Annotated in this window: 13 protein-coding genes and 3 pseudogenes; 7 read left to right on the forward strand and 9 right to left on the reverse strand. The window is 60.9% G+C overall.

The annotated features are described in order from the left end of the window. Positions 1-8: 8 nt before the first annotated feature. The 3 genes and pseudogenes from tnpC to tnpA form a co-directional block, all read right to left on the reverse strand. Positions 9-1,104: pseudogene (gene tnpC, locus MB84_RS27825) on the reverse strand (IS66 family transposase); the annotation flags it as partial. Between the two features lie 58 nt (positions 1,105-1,162). Further along, positions 1,163-1,510 carry an IS66 family insertion sequence element accessory protein TnpB gene (gene tnpB / locus MB84_RS27830; RefSeq protein ID WP_052654661.1) on the reverse strand — a complete coding sequence of 116 codons (348 nt, stop codon included), beginning with the start codon at positions 1,508-1,510 and terminating at the stop codon, positions 1,163-1,165. Continuing rightward, on the reverse strand, positions 1,507-1,965 hold the full coding sequence (tnpA, locus tag MB84_RS27835; protein ID WP_084010168.1) for an IS66-like element accessory protein TnpA: 459 nt from the start codon (positions 1,963-1,965) through the stop codon (positions 1,507-1,509). Before tnpA ends, tnpB begins: the two co-directional genes overlap by 4 nt. 191 nt (positions 1,966-2,156) lie before the next feature. On the opposite strand from tnpA, the gene MB84_RS27840 reads away from it, so the two are divergent. Further along, positions 2,157-3,821 (forward strand): hypothetical protein, encoded by a 1,665-nt coding sequence (locus MB84_RS27840; protein WP_065225916.1) that lies wholly within the window; start codon positions 2,157-2,159, stop codon positions 3,819-3,821. 281 nt (positions 3,822-4,102) lie between these two features. On the opposite strand, the gene MB84_RS27845 is transcribed toward MB84_RS27840, so the two are convergent. Further along, positions 4,103-5,428 carry an MFS transporter gene (locus MB84_RS27845; RefSeq protein WP_052654668.1) on the reverse strand — a complete coding sequence of 442 codons (1,326 nt, stop codon included), beginning with the start codon at positions 5,426-5,428 and terminating at the stop codon, positions 4,103-4,105. A 712-nt stretch (positions 5,429-6,140) separates the two neighbouring features. Then, entirely contained in the window at positions 6,141-6,263 is a 123-nt protein-coding gene (locus MB84_RS31545) for a hypothetical protein (RefSeq protein WP_281192337.1), read from the reverse strand. A 119-nt stretch (positions 6,264-6,382) separates the two neighbouring features. Here MB84_RS31545 and MB84_RS27850 point away from each other — a divergent pair, with 119 nt between their 5' ends. The 5 genes and pseudogenes from MB84_RS27850 (at position 6,383) to MB84_RS30410 (ending at position 12,862) form a co-directional block, all read left to right on the forward strand. After that, entirely contained in the window at positions 6,383-7,705 is a 1,323-nt protein-coding gene (locus MB84_RS27850; RefSeq protein ID WP_084010169.1) for a serine hydrolase, read from the forward strand. A gap of 158 nt (positions 7,706-7,863) precedes the next feature. Next, positions 7,864-8,606: pseudogene (locus MB84_RS27855) on the forward strand (IS6 family transposase). 370 nt (positions 8,607-8,976) lie between these two features. Next, the gene (locus MB84_RS27860; protein WP_211279404.1) at positions 8,977-10,203 is read left to right on the forward strand and encodes a ParA family protein; all 1,227 of its coding nucleotides are present in this window, start codon (positions 8,977-8,979) and stop codon (positions 10,201-10,203) included. Further along, complete coding sequence (locus tag MB84_RS27865) at positions 10,200-11,234, forward strand: ParB/RepB/Spo0J family partition protein (protein ID WP_052654670.1); 1,035 nt, start codon at positions 10,200-10,202, stop codon at positions 11,232-11,234. The genes MB84_RS27860 and MB84_RS27865 overlap by 4 nt, the downstream gene beginning before the upstream one ends. 311 nt (positions 11,235-11,545) lie before the next feature. After that, complete coding sequence (locus MB84_RS30410; protein WP_157123139.1) at positions 11,546-12,862, forward strand: hypothetical protein; 1,317 nt, start codon at positions 11,546-11,548, stop codon at positions 12,860-12,862. A 287-nt stretch (positions 12,863-13,149) separates the two neighbouring features. Here the strand turns inward: MB84_RS30410 and MB84_RS27880 are convergent, their stop codons facing one another. The 3 genes and pseudogenes from MB84_RS27880 to MB84_RS31375 all read right to left on the reverse strand — a co-directional run. Then, positions 13,150-14,106 (reverse strand): BsuBI/PstI family type II restriction endonuclease, encoded by a 957-nt coding sequence (locus MB84_RS27880; protein WP_052654674.1) that lies wholly within the window; start codon positions 14,104-14,106, stop codon positions 13,150-13,152. After that, positions 14,103-15,572, reverse strand: a complete 1,470-nt coding sequence (locus MB84_RS27885; RefSeq protein ID WP_052654676.1) for an Eco57I restriction-modification methylase domain-containing protein — start codon at positions 15,570-15,572, stop codon at positions 14,103-14,105. The genes MB84_RS27880 and MB84_RS27885 overlap by 4 nt, the downstream gene beginning before the upstream one ends. Positions 15,573-15,584: 12 nt before the next feature. Further along, positions 15,585-15,815: pseudogene (locus MB84_RS31375) on the reverse strand (recombinase family protein); the annotation flags it as partial. A gap of 692 nt (positions 15,816-16,507) precedes the next feature. Here MB84_RS31375 and MB84_RS27890 point away from each other — a divergent pair. After that, complete coding sequence (locus MB84_RS27890; protein WP_169835100.1) at positions 16,508-18,220, forward strand: soluble NSF attachment family protein; 1,713 nt, start codon at positions 16,508-16,510, stop codon at positions 18,218-18,220. Positions 18,221-18,278: 58 nt separating this feature from the next. Here MB84_RS27890 and MB84_RS27895 read toward each other — a convergent pair whose 3' ends face one another. After that, entirely contained in the window at positions 18,279-18,845 is a 567-nt protein-coding gene (locus MB84_RS27895; protein ID WP_052653802.1) for a recombinase family protein, read from the reverse strand. Positions 18,846-18,951: the final 106 nt, after the last annotated feature.

The raw sequence follows: 18,951 nt of genomic DNA on the forward strand, positions 1-18,951 counted from the left end.
TTTAACTCGCGGTGCAGAGCTTCTTCTGTAATGGCGTTCGGGCGTACCGCATGCAGGTCGTAGATCTTGCGTCGCGCGTGCGCCATGCACGCCGCTTCGCGGATGCTGTCGTTTTCATAAAGTGGCGCGTAACCGGCAAACGCATCGGCTTGCAGCACCCCGCTAAAGCTTGCCAAATGTCGCTGTGGGTGCTCGCCCCGTCGATCAGGCGTGTAAGCAAACCAAACGGCAGGTGCCTCATTGGAGCCGCACGGCCGGTCATCACGCACGTACACCCAGAGTCGCCCGGTCTTGGTGCTACCTCGCCCGGGCTCTAACACCGGCAATGGTGTGTCATCGCCGTGGACCTTGGTGCCGCCCAGCGCGTAGGCACGCACAGCTTCGACCAGCGGATTTAACAACCAGCTCACGCGCCCCAGCCAATGCCCCATCTGCCCAGCATCGAGTTCCACGCCGTCACGGGCATAGATCGCCTGCTGGCGGTACAGCGGTTGGTGATCGAGGAATTTGCTGGTAATGATGTGCGCGAGCAGATTCGGGCCAGCCATGCCACGCTCAATCGGGCGACTCGGTGCCGGCTGCTGCACAATCGTGTCGCAGCACGCACAGGCGAGCTTGGGGCGGCGGTGGCGAATCACACGGAAGTGCGCTCGCACGTATTCGAGCTGCTCCGAGACGTCTTCTCCCAGCGGCTTGAGGTCGCCACCGCATTGAGGGCAATCGTCTGCCTCGGGCATGTAGACGCGCACTTCGCGCTCGAGGTGCTCCGGCAGCGCTTGGCGCTTGGCGCTCGACTCGGACTTTTGCCTGGGACTTGATCGGCGTGGCAGCCTCGGTGGCACCTTCGTCGGCCTGCAGATCCTCCAGGCGCAGCTCGAGCTGTTCGATCTGGCGCGCAAGCTTATCCGACTTGCGCCCAAACTGCATGCGCTTGAGCTTGTCGATGAGCAGCTTCAAATGCGCAATCTCTTGCTCGCGCGATGTGAGGCGCGTTTGCAGCGCGGCGAGCTGTATTTCGCGCTCGTGCAAAACCTGCTGGCTAGCCAGCACCAACGCCTTGAGGGCATCGATGTCGTCAGGCAGATTGGCGCGGGAGAAGCTCATGACGTGAGCCTATCGCCCAGAGCACCCGCTGCCTATCGGATATCTCCCAAAAAATACGTTATCTCGCACTGCGTGGGCGAGCCGCGTCGATGGGCTCGCGCCAATCGAATCCTTCAAGCAAAAGTGAGAGCTGCGCGGCGGTGAGTGCCACCACACCCCCCTCGGCCCGTGGCCACGCGAATCGCCCCTTCTCCAGCCGCTTGGCTAGCAGGCACAGTCCGCCGTCGCTCCAGTACAACGCTTTGAGCAAATCACCGCGCCGGCCACGAAACAGAAAGAAGTGCCCCGAGAACGGATCCTTATGCAGCACCGACTCGACCTTGGCAGCCAAACCATTGAAGCCGCAGCGCATATCTGTCACGCCAGCGGCGATCCACACACGTGTGTTCGAGGGCAACCCGATCATGTGCGTAGCTCCGAGATCAACTCGCGCAGTAACTCCAAACTCAGCGGACCATCGAAGCGCATTGTGCCGCCACGCATCACCAACTCGATCTTCCCCTCGTGCCGCAATGAACATCGTGAGGTCGGGACTGCTTGGTCTGCCGACGGCGTGGCGATACCAACGAGAGCCTTCGTGATAGTCACGGGAACAAACTCGGTCACCGAAGCCGCAGAACTCTGGCGAGTAACAAGCTCAGGCGTGACATCACCGTAAGCGCCAGCCAGATAATGCCGGCGCCATTTGAATAACAAGTTGGCGTTGATGCCTGCCTTGCGCGCCGTCAAAGCAACCGACGCACCTGGCCTTAACGTTGCCTCAACCGTTGCGCGCTTGAACTCCATTGAGAAATTCGCTCGTCGGTAAGGTACCGCTTCCACAGCCACACTCAAAACCTTGTCCACTTTTGCGCCCACCATTTCATTTGGTGGACGCAAAAGTACCCACAGACTCGCCTCCCATCAAGACGGTACTCCTCGAGCCTTTACCCTCTTCTCAGCGACCCTGGTGATAACAGATTTTGCAATCTGCCGCCAAATTTCGAAAGAAAGACACCGCTTTGTAGGGTAGAGGTCATTATCGTTGTCGACTTACACACCCTAGGACGAATATGCGGTTCATCCCCTCTTCTGCGCCACAAGTTCCGCTGTTCAACACAATACTGAATGCTCAGCCGAAGTTTGAAGAATTCAAAAATCTGCCCGAGGTCTGTGCCTATCTTGCCGATCGCTTTCTCGGCGGCACAGATCGCCCGCCAGAACCTTTGACGATCTCGGGAGCCGGGGAAGACCCACCCACGATCATCGATTTCAAGATCATTCGCGACGCGCAGCTCACGCCCGAGGCGCTCGGTCCGGCGGTGCTCGTGCACATCGCTCAGCATCTCGTGCCGGCGCTGCAAAGGAATGGTGCCGATGCGCAGGCTGCGCAATATGCGGCAATGCAAATTGTTGCGCAGTTGGGCCACCGGGAGTTCGCGACGCTCGAACAGACCGCCGTCCAAGGCGCCACCGGCAATCGGATGAGGGGGGAGCCGGTCAGCGCAACGCACATTGCGCTGGAACCACACGGTGAGGTGCTGGTGCACAAGACAACGCAATGGGCAAGCTATGTCAATGACACCGGTCAGACCATCGAATTCGGAAGCGAGGGCCGGCCGGTCCTCAAGATAGATTTTGTAACCGGTTTTTGGCTTGAGCGCGCCCAACAGGCGGGAGGTGGCGCAACGGGCGCGCCCATGGTGTTTCCCAATGCCGATGGGGTGAAGCAGTTCGCATTGCACGGCAAGGTGCAGCGTTGTCGTCTGGAGACGCCTGACGCTGCTCTCAAAACGATGCTCACGCTTCGCGGCACAACGCTTGTCGATATCCTGCTCTACGGGGTCGCGAGGATATTGGGCTGGGCCGGGATTTATATTGAACCGCCCGGTCCGCTCGATAACTTGCTTTGGGATCGTACCCGCCCGCAACTGGACCATCGCTTCCAACATGTACAAGTTGTCGCACTGCGACCGCCTGCGCACCTTTTGAACGCTGCCACGTACCAAGTCCAGGCTTCTCATTCGGGTATAAGAGAACGCAACGCGGCCCTCGCCTTCGGCGAGCATTGCCAGTCGATAGCTAGCCGCTTGATTTTTAAATCCAACTCAAAAGTGGCTCTTGAAGCTGAAAATGAAAAAGACGAAAAACGAAAAGAATTTTTGGAAAAACAAGCCGATGAATATAGGGCAGTCTTAGATATTATTAAAGAAAAATCTAGAAAAGAAAGTGCGCCGCCGTTAAAATCCGCAGAACATTTGGAGTCTGTCGAGCCTTCAGAACCTCCTCCGCGGAAACCTCTGTCGCCGGAAACGTGTGTGAATCACCTCGGAGATTCATTAAAATATTCGACGGGAAATTGTCTTGAGATGGCAATGATGGCAGCCGCGCTTGTCCAGTCGAACGCAAAGCAGTTCTTGTCAGAACGAGGTCTCGCGCATGCAGAAATAAACGCTGACATATATGAGTCGAAATCCAATGGAAATCACGCTTTTTGCGTCATGAAGCTCAATGTCAATGGGTTCACTTATAAGATTGCAATCGATCCGTGGACTCAGGTGTCCATGCCGTATGAGAACTATCTGGATTATATGTCGAGCTATCCCATGTCTCCTTACACGGAGGAAGACACAACTTATGGTGTCGCCGAATGGGTAAGCAAACCAATAAATCAAAAAACTTTCATTACGCAAGCGCGAAACATTTTAAAAATATATCTAGCTGAACCGGGCGCATAAGCGGTTACTCTCGTTTGCGTTGGCTTCAACGTCCCTCGAAATCGGAGGGGAAACGGTGTGGCTACTGGCTTGGTACATACCGCCCGCCAATGGCCGCCGCCTCGGGAGTGATGCCAACGATGCAGTGCAGCACTGAGCTTCCAAGCTAACCGAAATGTTGCATGCGTGCTGCTTGATTTGATGGAGCCAACCAAGGCGACCTCCCGTGGATTCATGCATCGGCTTCGACGACCTCCCTAAGTTGACAACGCCCAGGATACCAATGACGATTCCCGTGGTCGTTAATCGCGCAATGCGTGGCGGTGCGCATCGCCTCGTAACGTCGCGAGCGCGATCAAACTGATCGAACCGGTGGAAATCAAGTAGTAGGCGGGAATGTTGCTATTGCCGGTGATCTTGATCGCGACCGTGATAATCAGCCCCGCCGACCCTGCGAACACCGCGTTGGATAACGAATAGGCGAGGCCGAGGCCGGTATAGCGCACCGACGTGGGGAACATTTCTGAGAGCATCGCCGGGCCCGGCCCGGCGACCAGGCCGACGGCCGCGCCCGTGACCAGCAGGCCCAGCGCCTGAATACCGAGCGGTGCGTGCCCGCTCTGTAGGAGCGTGTACAGGGGCAACGCCAGCACGACGACAACGGCCATCCCCGCGAGCATGACGGCTCGGCGCCCGTACCGGTCGCTGGCCGCGCCCGCGGGCAAAATGGACAGCGCAAATCCAAGGTTCGCGAGCACGGTCATCATCAGCGCCTCGCGCAAGCTCGTATTAAGCGTCGCGTGCAAATACGACGGCAGCACGACGAGCAACGTATAGCCAGCGGCCGACCAGCCCATCACCCGTCCGATACCGATCGCAGTCGTCGCCAGGACTTCGCCCGCGCCGGGTCGGGGCCGCACGACGATACCCCGCGACGGGTCGGCTTGCGCGTGCCTGAAGGACGGCGTTTCTTCAAGTCTCAGGCGCAGGCACAACGCGATCAGGCCGAGTGGGAAGGCGGCCAGAAATGGCATGCGCCATCCCCATACCCGCAGGGCGTCGGCACTCACGAGCCTAACTATGGCGGCCGCACTTGCCGCGCCGGCGAGCAGGCCGAGCGCGACGGTAAACGATTGCCACGCGCCATATAGCCCGCGCCGCCCCCGGGGGGCGAATTCGGTCACCACGGAAACGGCACCGCCAAACTCGCCGCCCGCAGAGAGCCCCTGTATGACCCGTACCAGCAAGATCAGCAGTGGTGCGAGCCCGCCGGCTTGCGCGTAAGTCGGCAGAATGCCGATCGCGGTAGTCGAAAACGACATCAGCAACAGCGCCGTGATCAGCGTCGGACGACGCCCGACTCGATCGCCGATGCGGCCGAACAGCACCGCGCCAAGCGGCCGACAAAAGAAGGTGATGGCAAATGATCCGTAAGCCTCGATCAGGCTTTCGATGTCTGATGATTGCGTCGGACTGAAGAAATTGGCGGCAATCAGGGTGGCGAAGAAGCCGTAGTTGCCGAAGTCGTACCACTCGATGAAGTTTCCGACCGAGCCAGCGACTAGCGCCCGGCGCGCGCTACGCGCCCTCATGCCCGGTGGCGTATTCGCGGTGGAGGGAGCGTCCATGACTTCCAAAGCGTGAACGTTGTGGCAAAGTAATCGAAGTGTTTTCTATCGAATCGGAATTTCGCGAAAGGCCAGCGGTGACGTGCCTCTTTAACCGCCGCCGAATAGGGCCCAACGGGTTCTGCACCGGCCATGTTGCGCGCAGGATTTCTCTCACTTACCCGTCAGGCCAGCTTTGCTGTCGCGACTTGTAGCGCTCAATGTTGCGCGGGCGTCGCGGCCGAACCGCCGTCAAATATCTGGCGCCGTCGCGCCGATTTTTCATAGTATCTGAGCGCGCATCCGCTGACGAGGTGACACCATTGATGCGGCTTTCGGGTGGGGCGGTATTGGCGTAGCATGGACCATCATGCGGCGACGGCCGGCGTCGCTCCGGCCGAAACCAAAATCCGCCAAGGAGGCGCCCCTGGCTCAGTGTCGTAACGCACCGGGCGAACCTTGTTCCGACCATCCGATGACGATTATGCACTCTGCGTCCCGCGCAGTCGTGCATGCGGGCGGACGTGTGATCGCAGACACCCGCGAAGCTGTTGAACCAGGGGAGTTCCCTGACGCGCCCGTCGCACGCCACGGATTGCCTGAATACCGGTGAGGCGTCGTACTCCCCGAACGATGTGCCGGGCGGCGGCGTCGACAATGAGGTATGGGCTTATGAGTCGCCGTAGCCGGCCGTGAGTGGCGTCGGTTACGTGAGGCCCGCTGGAGAAAAAAATTACGGGCTCAGACCCACGATGAAGGTTCGATTCGCGTGCACGCCAAAGTCGCCGGTCAGGGCGTGGACACGGGCGAACGGGAAGACGGCAATCCGCACGGCAATGGAACGCTTTATTTTCATGATAAAAGCCGATGTGCGGGGCAGCGCCGGGCTGGCGATCGCCCGTCGCAGTGGCGGGGCGCAATTGCAGGCGCGCCTGAATGTGAGGCATTGGCAGGGCACACGTTAGAGGATCGGTCATGATGGTAACGGACTCGCTGTTGAATCGACGCCAATTCTTGCGCTATTCAGGCGCCACATTGCCACTCGTCTGCTTAAAGGGCTACGGTAGCGATGCCAGGATGCCCGGCTCCTCACAACGGCCCCCACCGGCGTTCTCAGCCGCTTGGTTACGAAAAATCGAACTTGAGCTGACGACGAGCGTCGAGAACGGTATGTCAGGTGCGGTGCTCCACTTCGGCAATCGCGACGCACCGATCTATCAGCGCGCGTTCGGGCATCAGCGGCGATACAACGAACGCCGCCTGATGCCGACGCCACAGCCGATGCGAGAGGACACGATATTCGATCTCGCATCATTGACGAAGATCTTCTCGACAGCGTTTGCCTTTCATTGGCTGGTGGATCGCAATGCCCTGCATCTCGATGACAAAGTGTCGAAGTACGTGCCCGGCTTCCCGCCGGCTATCTCGCTGCGCCTGTTGCTCGGCCATAATTCCGGGCTTCCCGCGGACTATCCGTTCTACGATCCCGACAAGGTCGCGCCAGGCATGTATTCGCAGGAACGAAACGGTACTTTGCGCCGGCTGCCGCGGGTGCCGCTTGCGGCGCCGCCGGGCACGCGGACCCTGTACAGCGACATCGGGTTCATCACGCTCGGGGCCGTGATCGAGCAAGTGACAGGCCTGCGCCAGGACGTCTTTGTCCAATCCGAAATCTATTCGAAACTTGGCCTGCGACACACCGGCTACGCTCCCCTGCGTCAGGGCGAGGGGAGCGACGCCTGTGAAGCCTCGGAGCGATGTGGCAATACGCGCGACGGGCACGTCGATTTTCCGAACATCCGCGCACGCACGATACAAGGGGAAGTGCAGGACGAAACGGCCTTTTACGCGATGGAACAAATCGCGGGACACGCCGGCCTCTTTTCCACGGCCGACGAGCTCGGGGTAATGTGTCGTCTACTGTTGAATGGCGGAACGCTGGGCGGTTATACCTTGTGCTCGCGGGCAACGGTCGATCTGTTCCGCTACACGTTCAACCGTGACCAGAGTTATGCATTGGGCTGGCAGCTCCTGACGCCGGCGACCGCAAAGCTCTATGGCGATATTGCGCCTCACGTTTGCCTCCCCGGCGAAGCCGTCGGACACACCGGGTGGACGGGAAAGTGCGTCATTGTCGATTTCAGGCGAGGCGTCTATTTTCTGCTGCTGACAAATAAAAAACACAGTCCCGTCATTGCGCTGCCGGAATATTGGAACCTGTTTGAAGGGGATCTGACGAGCGCAGCCAAGTACGGCAATATCGCCGACCTGTTTTACCGGGGCGCGCTGCGGGCGTGACGAACGTCATCTTCGCATGGCGACGTTCCCGGACCATGTCACCGGGTGATTTCGCGTGCGTTTAGTGGGTCGGGCGGGGGCGAACGAAAACCCGGACTACCTGGAGGTAGTTCATGGGTATTGTCAGCTTATGTGGTTAGGGGAGGATAGAATACGACATGAAAAAATCCTCAGTCCGCCCCCAGCGCTCGATCGGCGGGCCGATCTCGTTCAAAGGCTACCGATTTCCGCCCGACATTATTAGTGCGGTGTGGCTGTATTACCGGCTTCCGCTGAGCCTGCGCATGGTCGAGGAAACGTTGGCCGCCGGCGGGATTGAGCTGACCTACGAGACGGTACGATGCTGGGCGATGAAGTTCGGCCTAGCCATCGCCGGGCGCATCCGAGCGATGCGATCCTCATCCCCGGGACGGGGCGAAAAGTGGCACCTTGACGAGGTGGTCGTGATGATCCACGGCAAAAAGCACTGGCTGTGGCGGGCGGTCGACGAGCACGGCGCCCTGCTTGAGGGGCAGGTGCAAAGCCGTCGCGACACGGCCGCCGCCTACCGGCTCATGCGCCGCCTGCTCAAGCGTTTCGGTCGCCCGCGCGTGATCGTCACGGACAAACTGCGCAGCTACGTGGCGGCCCACCGCGAGCTCGGGCTAAGCGTTGAGCACCGCCAGCATCAAGGTTTGAACAACCGGGCGGAGAATTCGCATCAGCCTACGCGGGTGCGGGAGAAGGTGATGCGCCGCTTTAGTCGGCACGCCAATTGCAGCGCTTCGTTTCAGTGCATGGTCAGGTTTCGAACCGGTTCACGGACTGCCGCTATCACCGCAATGCCGACCGCAAGCGCACGGCGCGCACCCAGGCCTTTGCGGCCTGGGAATGGGCTTGCTCTGCCCGCATGGCGGCATAACGGGTGTCGTCTCCTGCCTTTGCGCCTTGGCCCGTCGACAAACCAACAACCTGACAATACCGGGCTGGCTTCTCTTTCCTGCGCTACACCTTCCCGACGGCGAGTTGGGAAGGTCTCACAGGCAAACGTGCGTATTGCGCATCGAAGCAATCATTGGCTTGGCACGGTCGAATGGCGCTGAATTGCTATTTGCTGTCCCGGCGGGGGCTAGGCGGACGTCTTTTGTGTGCGCCAACTCCGCTGGGACCGGATTGCAACGGGTCGTAGTGGCGAAAAGTTAACTTGCTGTTTACGGGATCGGCCATTATTCTCCGGGTTAGCCAGACATTTCTGGAAAACCCGGAAATCCTCAAACAACTTGGATAGCCCCGTGACCGCGAACGACCTGCTGATCTCCAAAGTGCCCGAGATTGACCAATCGGTATCCATTGCAGACATCCGAGATGATATCGCGGCGCGCGCCTTGCATATGCTTGAGCTGGTACGAGCGACGATGCTTGAGCCGTATCCACGCAAGCATCCCCCGACTTTCACTGCCGCGAATATCGCCGCGATGTGCGGCTTCGATAAGCAGCGCATGAAGTATCTCACCACGAAGCACGGCCTGCCGACGGGAACACAAACCGGTGCCGGTCGCGCGAAGCTGTTCTCGCTCGAAGAAACTCTCACGTGGATCAAGGCCACGACGAACCGAGTCCAGCGCCGCACAGGCATCCGCGGGCGTGTCACCGCTTTTGCCAATTTCAAGGGGGGGGTCGCCAAGACCTCTACGTCAGTGAGCGTAGCACAGAAGCTGACCCTTTTCGGGCGTAAAGTCCTGCTCATCGACGGCGATCCGCAGGGCTCCGCCACCCAGCTTTGCGGTTACGCGCCGGATGCAGAGATCGCCGACGTCGACACGCTGCTGCCGCTCATCTACGGCGACGAGTCGGACCTGCGCTACGCCGTGCGACAGACGTATTGGAAGAATCTCGACCTCATTCCGGCCTGTAACGCACTACAGGATGCAGAGTACGCAATTCCGTCGCACATCCTGGCCGATACCCGGTTCGAGTTCTGGAACATCATCAAGTACGGCCTGGCGCCCCTGCTCGACGAATACGACGTGGTGATTATCGACACCCCGCCCGCGCTCTCTTACCTCACGACCAACGTTCTGATGGCCGCCGACGCGATCATCATGCCGCTGCCGCCAGAGGCGTTGGACTTTGCGAGCTCTACCCAATTCTGGCAGATGTTCGCCGAAGTCGCGGGTCGACTGCCGCATGCTGAGGACAAGCGCTACGATTTCGTCAACATCTTCATGACGAAGGTCCGTCCGTTCGAAGCATCCAAAGGTGTGCAGGGGTGGATTCGAAAGGCTTACGGCGACCGAGTTTTCCCGCTACACGTTCCAGATTCGAAAGTCCAGCATGCGGCTCTGGGCGCCCTTTCGACCGTATACGACCAGAAGCGTCTTGACGTCGACTCCGACGGCGAAACACGGATGACGGGTGAGCAATACGAGCGTCTAAAAGCCCCTTTGGACGCGCTTTCAGAATTCATTGACGATCAGTTCTGCCGCGTCTGGTCCACGGAGATGGAGGCCACAGCATGAGTAAATTACTTGACCGGATGGGGTCGTTGAACCCTGAGCAGACCCCCGATCGCGCGAACCGACCGGGCGCCGTCGCACGCAGCGCGCCCGGTCGTATGTTCGAGTTGACAAACCGAATTAACCAAGCCGAAGACAAGGCGATTGCCGCAGAAGCCGAGACGGCTCAAGTCAAAGTCGAGCTTGAAGCGGCCCGCAAGCAACTCGAAGAGCTGCTGCAACATGCGGGCGGCGCCGGCGCCATGGAAGTCGAGATCCAGTCGCTGGTCGAGGTCCCGGGCCGACGCCGCAAGCTCTCGCCCGCTGAGTACGCGGAACTGCGTGCCAACCTTTGCAAGAACGAACTCATTCACCCGATCGTCTACCGCCCGCTGGGTGACGGCCGCAACGAGATCGTCTCAGGCAACAACCGCGTGGCGATCTACCGCGATGACCTCGGTCGGACGAAAATCCTCGGCATCCCGTACACCGGTTCAGCGAAAAGCGCGGAGCTTGGCGCAGCATTCTCGAATTTGCTGGCGCCTTCTCTACCCGACTACGAGAAATATCGTCAGTTCGTGCGCTTGCAGAGCGAATCCGGGTATACCCGATCTGACATTCTTGATGCGTCGGGACTGAGTAGCTCGCACGTCGCGCGCATTCTCGCGTTCGAGAAGCTCCCGAGCGAAGCGCTCGCCGCAATCGCCGAACGTCCGGATCGCGTTGGCGGCACCGCTGCCGAAGAGTTCGCGGCGATTGCCGCCGCCGGACACGCGGAGTCGGTCACGAAAGCCATTCAGGCATTGGTGGCTGACGAGGCGATGACGCAAAAGCGCGCACTCGAAATGGCACGCCCGAAGGCGCCGACAGCAGTGATGCCCGCTAGCCGCCCGGTGTTGGTCGGGCGTCGTAAGATTTGTGACGTGACAGTTCGAAGCAGCGTGATTGGATTCCGTTTTACAGGCAAGGGAAGCGAGGAAGCTGCGCGGCAATGGGCAGAGAAATTTGAGGCATTTATGGTTTCACAAGTTCAAAGGGGTAATTCGGCGGAATAAATTTTCCCAAGTCGGGATTCCTTACCAATCAAAGGCTTAGAAGTTTGATAGCAAGCCTGCAGATTTTTCCCAACTCGGGATGCCTTTGAAATCAACCATTTACGAATGAGATTCGTGATGCGGATATAACAACCAGAAAGACAAAAGCCCCCGGCGGCAAACCGAAGGCTTTTGAAAATCGGACTTGGCTGGAACCTTGTCCGCTACACCCACCGGCTGGAACCGGCAGAGAGTGCTCAACTCGGAGTGTAGCGAATCATAGGAGTCAGTCAAGTTTTTTGAAGCCATTTTCATGAGTGGAGTGACTGGCTATGTGTATCGCGCAACATTCCGTTGCTGGCGAGGGGGTCTGGTATGCCTCCGAAAAAGACATCCCCCTCGAGTCCGATACCACTAATCTGCCGTGGCTTATCCTGCGTGCAGTGCACCGTGCCAGTCGCCTCGACGGCATCCCCGCGAGGGCGCGCGCCGTCCTCGCCGCCCTCGCCCGTACGGTGGACGCCAAGCAGCCGTACGGCGCGATCTTCGCGCGGCGAGAACTGTTGAGCGCGCGCGCCATGCAGTCCGAACGGACCTTCTATCGCAGTCTCGCTGATCTCGAAGCGGTCGGCCTGATTGAGCGTCCGGCCCAACGCCGCTACGTCTCGCATGGCCTGTTTGGCCGCGCCTATCTGCACCTGACCGCCCGTGCCGCGATCCTGTTGGGGCTCGTAGAAGCCATCGTCGAAACCGCTGCACGCGTCGCCTCCGAGAACGCTGCGCCAACCCCCGCGCCCCCTGACGTTCAAACCGAGGCGGCTCAACGTTTTCAAGTACGGGATGCCAATGTGGCAGACGGTGCTATAACTAAGGATCTTTCCTCTACCTCTTTGCAAAAGAGACAACCAGGCCAGCTCCCGCATGACCTCGAGCGTCTGCGCCCCTTGGGTTTTCATGACTATTTGATTTTCAGGCTGATGCGAGAGGCGCGTGAGCAGGGCAAGCGCCTGTCCGAGGTCGTCGAGGCCACTTGGCCTAACCTCGCCAAGGCGGCCCGCCCGATCAACTACCTGCGCAAGCTGCTCGCCTCGCCGGTGGACTTCGGCTACGCTCTGCGCACCAAAGCCGCCGAGAAAGTCCGGGCGGAGGTCGTTGCCGCGGAAGAGCGCAGCGCCGAGGCGTTTGTGCGCGCCGCGATGGGCAAAGTCTTCGTCGACGCCGCGGGGCTGCGCCAGTGCGTGGTCGACGACGGCGGGCGCACGCTGGCCATCACGGACCTTGCCGAAGGGGTCGTGCGCCGCAGCGTGGCGAACTGGCAGGTTGCGTTCATGCAGTCGGTGAAGCAGGGCACGCTCCGCGTGGTCGGCGCGCACGAACTTGCCCAACTCCGGGGCGCTGCGATCGCTCAACGTGAGCGTGCCGCGAAGTGCCAAACGGAATCGGTCGTGCCGCACGCCCCGAACCGGTTCGCGAGCCGCGAGCTGTTCCAGTCGGCTTCTGATCCGTCGCCGCCCCCGGTAACAAGGGCCCAACAGGTTCATCCATTGCTTCAAAAGAACGACGCAGCACGTTCGTTGACGAGCGCGGCCGCCGACGCGCTCGCCGCATTGCGCGCGATGCGCAAGCTGCCAGCAAGATGTCCGGTGTAACTGCCTGACGTCACAATGTTAGCGAACGCTAACTAAGAGCGCTTTCCCCTGCATCTCGAATGACGCCCTCTCAGAATCGGGGGATTTTCTTCATCAGCGCCTGAGGTGCCTGGGGAAGGGGCGCCGGTTATCGCCGGGTGGACGGTTGCGGCCGGCTCGATGGCACGTACACGCAACGTCGGCCACATGGCAGCTTGAGGGGATGGTGCGGTGGCAGTGAGGGTCCGTCTACGTCGAGCACCTGCGAGCACAAAGACGGAAGTATTGAAACCGCATGACCCCGGACGCTATTCGCTTGCGTAGGGGCCGAGGAAGCGCACACCGTTGAAGTGAATCAGGTGCGATGGCGCATCGGCCACCCATACCTCCGTCTCCCATGCGATGTCGCCGAGATATCGGCCCATGACGGAGCGATTCGGGAAGGCCGTCACAAACACCAGCCCGGCTTTGGAATCCGCGAAGAGTCTGGCGAGTTCGGCGTGGCGCTTGCCATCGACCGGGCCGTGACTGGTGACGGCCTCCACCAGTAGCAGCCAATTTTTCTCGGTGAAGTGCAACACCACATCGGGCATCTTGCCGTGCGCGGCCACATTCACGCCCAGCTCGGCCATCAGCGCAGCGTCGAAGTAGCCCCATTTATCACCGGTGTCCCCGGCATAGACCAGCACGCTACCCGGCGCAAAGCGGGGCGCGAAGTCTTCAATGATGGCCCGGATCAGTTCGCTATGTTCGCCAGGACTGAGCGTGATTGCCTTGCCCGGCGCAACCTCAACAGGGATGCGGGTCTGCGTGCGCGCCTTCGCGTACTTGGCCACCAGCGTTTCGCGCTCGGCCAGATAGGCGGTGAGGTTGTCGTGCCACTGCTCGCTGCCAAAGCTGCGCAGCAGCTTGAGCGCGGCGGGTTCGATTTGATAGACGGCCTTCGGGCTGTTGACCGCACGGTCGGGTTTATCCGGGTTGTAGAGCGCCACGCCAACGTCGCAGAACTGGTGCATGGTCTGGCGGCGGAAAGTCTCGCGGGTGTTCGGCGCGTAGATCTTGCCGTAGTGTTCGCGTGCCCAATCCATGATGGGTGTGATGCCGACAAGTGGGTTTCCCGCATCTGCCCACGTCTTGTCTGGGGTGAGGTTCAGCAGGGCCAGCAGCGCGAGGGCCGAACGCTCGTTTTGCTGTGCCCGGGGTAAGCCCAGGGAAATGATGATCTGGTGGGCGGCCTCGATATAGTCATTCTTCTTGTCGGTCATGCGGACAATTTCGCGAGTTGTTCATCGATCATTTCCTGCGTGATTTCGCTGTGCTGCTTGGCCCACGTACCCAGCCCGATCAGCGCCTCACGGTTTGGGTACTTCATCAACTTGAGATCAGTGGCGTTGACCTGTGTGTGGCCGTTGAAGCGGCGAAAGCTCTCGTCAACGGCAGTGCTGTTCAGGAACACGGCGAGCCCTCGGGCCAGCAACTCCGGCAAGCCGCGCTTGTTCTCGTGAATGAGATTCACGTGGTTCTCGAAGCCCAGCCTGGTATGTTCCCCAAAGGTAGCCGGATCCACCACGCTCGCCACTACGCGACGCTTCTCTTCTTTCGATGAGAACCGGCGCACCAGGCAGTAGAAGCCGTTGGGATACAGCCACTTTTCCGTCTCGGCGCAGCGCACGATCGCGTTCGGCTTTTTCAAACCTGGCACCGGCCACACCGTGCCGGCGCTGCGCAGATGCCCGGGATAGATCAGCGGCGCTGTGCCTGCTTCGGGCATGTCGCGCAAGTGGGCTTTGACGCGAAAATCCACCACGGGCCCGGTCGACACCTTGAGGCCCAGATCCGCCAGCGAATAGCGCACCGCTGACGATAGCTCGATGGCGCTTTTCGCGGCTGTGGTGGGGACATGGATAAACCGCTCGGGGTCATCCGGGAACACGATTCGCTCGAATGGGTGCTCGTGCGTGACGAGGTCGGTGAAACTGTCGTCGCTCGACGTGGTGATCGTCACGGGCCCTTGGTGGCCGCCTCGTTCAAGGCGGATGATGACGTTCTCTTGCAGCACTTCATCGTCCTTGAATGCCTTGTTGCGCGCTCCGAACAGGTGCATGTGGCAAATGGCTGCCCGCGCAAAAATGAAGTGACGGAACGGGCGGTAGTACGGCCCGTTGCAAAAGCTGCGCGGAAGGATCGCCACAATCTGGCCGCCCGGGGCGGCCTGGGCTACGGCCAGCGCGACGAAGGCCGAATACAGGTTCACCGTCTCAATACCGATCGAGCGCAGCGCCAGCCGGTGGGCTGATCGGCTGTTGATCTTCTTGTAGGGCGGATTGAGGATCGCGTGAGTGTAGCCCTTATCGAGCAAAGCCTCGGCGGCTGCCCGTTCGATGTAATCCTCGGCGAGGACTTCGGCCTTGACCTGACTGTAACTCCTCAGGTGCTGGCTAAGGTGTGCGCGCAGCGTCGCGTCCACTTCATAAGCCGTCGCTTCGACGGCCTCGAATCCGAAGCCACCGGCAAGCCAGCGATCGAGGAAGGCGCAGGAGAGGGCACCGACACCCGCGCCTGCGTCCAGCAAGCGACAGGTCTGCAGGGTACTGGGGGGAAACAGGCTCGCCATGAAGCGGGCCACACTCGCAGGCGTCATGAACTGACCCAGCGCAGACTTGCGCCTCTGGGCAATGCGTGGAGCCACGTCGCGGCGGACGCGATCAGCGGTATCTAGTTGTTGGAGCATGCCATCTCATCCTCATTGGCGCGGCGCGACCACGCCAACGTGTTTGTAAAGGGCGGCACCACGCCATATCGGCGGGCCACCTCGGCCACCTGAAGGTCCGGCGCGCGCAACCGCGCCCTGATCTCGCGCACCTGCTGCTCGTTCAGCTTGGGCTCGCGGTCACCGGCCCCGGCTGCGGGCTCGGGCGGTCGCTAGACAGGCCCGGGCGCGCTCTTTTATCAAGTTCCGTTCGAACTCTGACAGGGGGTAGAGCGGCAGCCACATGGAAAAACAGACGGCACCGCGCAAGCGGTCGATTACTCGCCGCTTCCTCATCGACGACGCGGCAACCGGCAAATTGATGGCAATCTTAACGTTTTTAGCGCGTCCGACATAGGCCAAACTGGCGATCCTGCGGACTCTCTCCACGCCCCTGGCGCTTGCCCATCGCACGGGGGCATCGCCGTTGTCATGTGTGTGTGCGCAACCCTCGTCGCCGGGCGCGGGGCGAGAGAGAAGGGCAGCTGAGGGGCGGGCACCCCCGCCACGCCCGTGCGGCCGGTGAATGGGAGTTGGCGATGAGAATAAATCTCAAATAGATAATCTACATACCCAAGCCGCGGTGCGACGCGGCTCTACACGGTGGGCGCTACGGCACGCCGCATATCCGGAGCTTTCTGCCCGTATGGGGTCATGCGCGCCATGCCGGTTTCACCGATCCCGCGCACGCGCTTCTCCGTTGCCACATGTTTTGGTCAGAATCCGCAAGCCCAGCGCGGCTGACGATGGTATCTATGGGTTTTGCTCCTGTATGTTCGAGGCGCTTTCCGATGCACTTTTCGCAGCTCCCCCCGACAGCCTCGACCCCGTCCACTGGGTACGCCGGTCAAGTCCCGCGCGAGTGCGCCGCGGCGCTTGGCACCATACTGGCTACGGTTGACTTCGGTCGCAAGGCAATGGTCAACGCCGCTCATGAGGGTCTGCAGGCGTCGGCGCTGACGATCTTTCCCCCTGAGACCTTTGACGGCGTGGATCCCGAGGGGGTCGGGCGCGCGCTTGCCTCCCTGATACTGTGTGACTTCGCCACACAACGGAACCAGACGACGCAGTGGATTGAGCCCGACCGCGACGAAGCCCTCAGGACGCTGGCCGTGCGTCTCACGCCCACCGGGCAGGAGGCGTTGCTGCAAAGCTTTGAGAACCCTCAGGGTGATAATGCGTTTTCCAGATACTTCGCCCACGCTGACAGCCAATACTTCGCGCAGGCCGACGCGTATTGTCTGGCTGGCCACCTGTACTTCCAGCGGGCCGGCACCCCCCTGTTGGCAAGAAGCATCGACAAGACGCCCGAAGACGCCAGTGCGCAGGCCGCCGCAGACTACCTGAAGGCAGCCGACCTCTTCTCGCAGGCGGGCCAGCCCGGTCTGGCCGCGGAAGCCTACCTGGGGGCCGCTGACGCCTACCGAGGGTCTTTTCAGCCTCTGAAGGCGACTGAAGCCTGCCTGCAGGCCGCCGACGCCTACCGGGGGGCTTTTCAGCCCCTGAAGGTAGCCGACGCCTGCCTGCAGGCCGCCGACCTCTTCACACAGACGGATCAGCCCCTGAAGGCGGTGGACGCCCGCCGGAACGCGGCCGCGGCCTTCCTGAGCGCGGCAAATGGCGACCTGTTGGCGGGTGCGCCCGGTCTGGCCGGCGACGCCTACCTGCGGGCCGCCGACCTCTACATTCAGACGCATCAGCCTATGAAGGCGGTGGAGATGTGCCAGAAGGCCGTCGACGCCTACCGGTGCGCGGGGCAGCCCGGACAGGCTGGCAACGCCTACGAGCGCGTTGCCAAGGTCTACACAGACCTGAGGCAGCAAGGGCTGGCAGCCGACAGCTACCTTAAGGCCGCCCACACCACCCGCGCCGACGCCGACGCCCATCCGGCGGAGTCGCGGTACGCGCTGGCGGCGGCCGCCTACCTGCGCGTTGCCAAGCTCTACACAGACTTGGGTAAGCCCGCGCTGGCCGCCGACGCCTACTTGTGGGCCGCCCACGCCTACACTCGGGCGCATGAGACCGGGAAGGCGTTAGCCGCTTACCAGCAGGCCGCCGAGGCTAACGAGCAGGCGGGTAGGCCCGGCCTGGCCGGCGACGCCTGGCGCAGCGTGGCAGACCTGCACACAGAACTCGGTGAGCCTTTGTGGGCCTCAGGCGCCAATGCACGGGCCGCCACCGCCTACCGGTCGGCGGCCCTCGGCGGCAATGACGTTCGTCAGTCCCTGTCGGCCGCGACCTACTACCTGATGGCCGCATACGCCCACCATGCAGCCGGGGAGAGCGCTGGGGCAGCTGCCGACTTCATATTGGCCGCAGAAGCCTTCATGGACGAGGATTTGCCCGCGGCGGCGGCGGCCGCTTACAAGCGGGCAGAATTATACTCGCGCGCCATAAAAGCCTGCGCAAAGGCCGCCCGCGACTACCTGGAGAAGGACGATTTTCTCTCGGCCGCAGACGCCTACCGGAAGCTCGGCTTCCTCCTCAGGAGGGCAGACCAGCCCCACGATGAGGTGGACGCCTTTCGGACCGCCGCCGGTCTCTATGCACGGGCGGGGGAGTACGAGGCGGCCGCAGATGCCTGCGTGGAGATTGATGACTTCGGGCGGGCCGCACATTTCTACAGGTAGTGACCACATAGCTGCCAAAAGTGCCATTTGCGAATGAGGACGTCGCGGCCCGACAGTCTCAGCCTGACTCGGCCGCCTTGGCCGCGGCGAGGATCCGATAGACGGTGGCCTCGCCCAAGTTAAGTTGGCGGGCAATACTGACTTTCGTCGTTCCGAGCGACGCCAACTGCAGGACCGCATCCCGAAGTTCGGGGGCAATCGGCTTGCGCCCCTTGTATCTGCCCGCTGCCTTGGCTTTGGCCACGCCTTCGCGCTGGCGCTCGAGCATCATTTCCCGTTCGAACTGCGCGACTCCACCCAGGACCGTCAGCATCAGCTTGCCGGTCGGGGTATGCGTGTCCATGCCCAGGTTCAGCACGCGCAGGCCCACGTTCTTGCGATCGAGGGTCAGCACTGTTGTCATCAGGTCTGCGACGGATCTGGCCAGCCGGTCGAGCTTCGTGACCACCAGCACGTCACCTTCCCGCACATATTCAAGCGCAGCAGCAAGCTGGATGCGTTCACCGATCGACGAAACCTGCTCCTGAAACAGTTTCTCGCAACCGACGGCGCGAAGCTCTTTCAGTTGAGCCTCAAATCCGGCGTTCTGATCGACGGTAGAGGTACGTGCGTAGCCGACGATCATGTTCCGATCACAAGGATCTGACAGGTTGTGACGGTAAGTCGATCAAAATTGAAAATTGATTTCATTGATTGGCCTTTGTGGGGTAGCTGAAATCGATCACTTGGGC

The organism is Pandoraea oxalativorans, from assembly GCF_000972785.3.
Classification (GTDB): domain Bacteria; phylum Pseudomonadota; class Gammaproteobacteria; order Burkholderiales; family Burkholderiaceae; genus Pandoraea; species Pandoraea oxalativorans.

What these genes read in the sequence shown, in the direction of transcription:
- MB84_RS27850 (WP_084010169.1), top strand. Translation starts at nt 6,383, where the DNA reads ATGATGGTAACGGACTCGCTGTTGAATCGACGCCAATTCTTGCGCTAT.
- MB84_RS27845 (WP_052654668.1), bottom strand. Translation starts at nt 5,428, where the DNA reads ATGGACGCTCCCTCCACCGCGAATACGCCACCGGGCATGAGGGCGCGT.
- MB84_RS27885 (WP_052654676.1), bottom strand. Translation starts at nt 15,572, where the DNA reads ATGCTCCAACAACTAGATACCGCTGATCGCGTCCGCCGCGACGTGGCT.
- MB84_RS30410 (WP_157123139.1), top strand. Translation starts at nt 11,546, where the DNA reads ATGTGTATCGCGCAACATTCCGTTGCTGGCGAGGGGGTCTGGTATGCC.
- MB84_RS31545 (WP_281192337.1), bottom strand. Translation starts at nt 6,263, where the DNA reads ATGAAAATAAAGCGTTCCATTGCCGTGCGGATTGCCGTCTTCCCGTTC.
- MB84_RS27865 (WP_052654670.1), top strand. Translation starts at nt 10,200, where the DNA reads ATGAGTAAATTACTTGACCGGATGGGGTCGTTGAACCCTGAGCAGACC.
- tnpA (WP_084010168.1), bottom strand. Translation starts at nt 1,965, where the DNA reads ATGGTGGGCGCAAAAGTGGACAAGGTTTTGAGTGTGGCTGTGGAAGCG.
- MB84_RS27895 (WP_052653802.1), bottom strand. Translation starts at nt 18,845, where the DNA reads ATGATCGTCGGCTACGCACGTACCTCTACCGTCGATCAGAACGCCGGA.
- MB84_RS27840 (WP_065225916.1), top strand. Translation starts at nt 2,157, where the DNA reads ATGCGGTTCATCCCCTCTTCTGCGCCACAAGTTCCGCTGTTCAACACA.
- tnpB (WP_052654661.1), bottom strand. Translation starts at nt 1,510, where the DNA reads ATGATCGGGTTGCCCTCGAACACACGTGTGTGGATCGCCGCTGGCGTG.
- MB84_RS27880 (WP_052654674.1), bottom strand. Translation starts at nt 14,106, where the DNA reads ATGACCGACAAGAAGAATGACTATATCGAGGCCGCCCACCAGATCATC.
- MB84_RS27890 (WP_169835100.1), top strand. Translation starts at nt 16,508, where the DNA reads ATGGTCAACGCCGCTCATGAGGGTCTGCAGGCGTCGGCGCTGACGATC.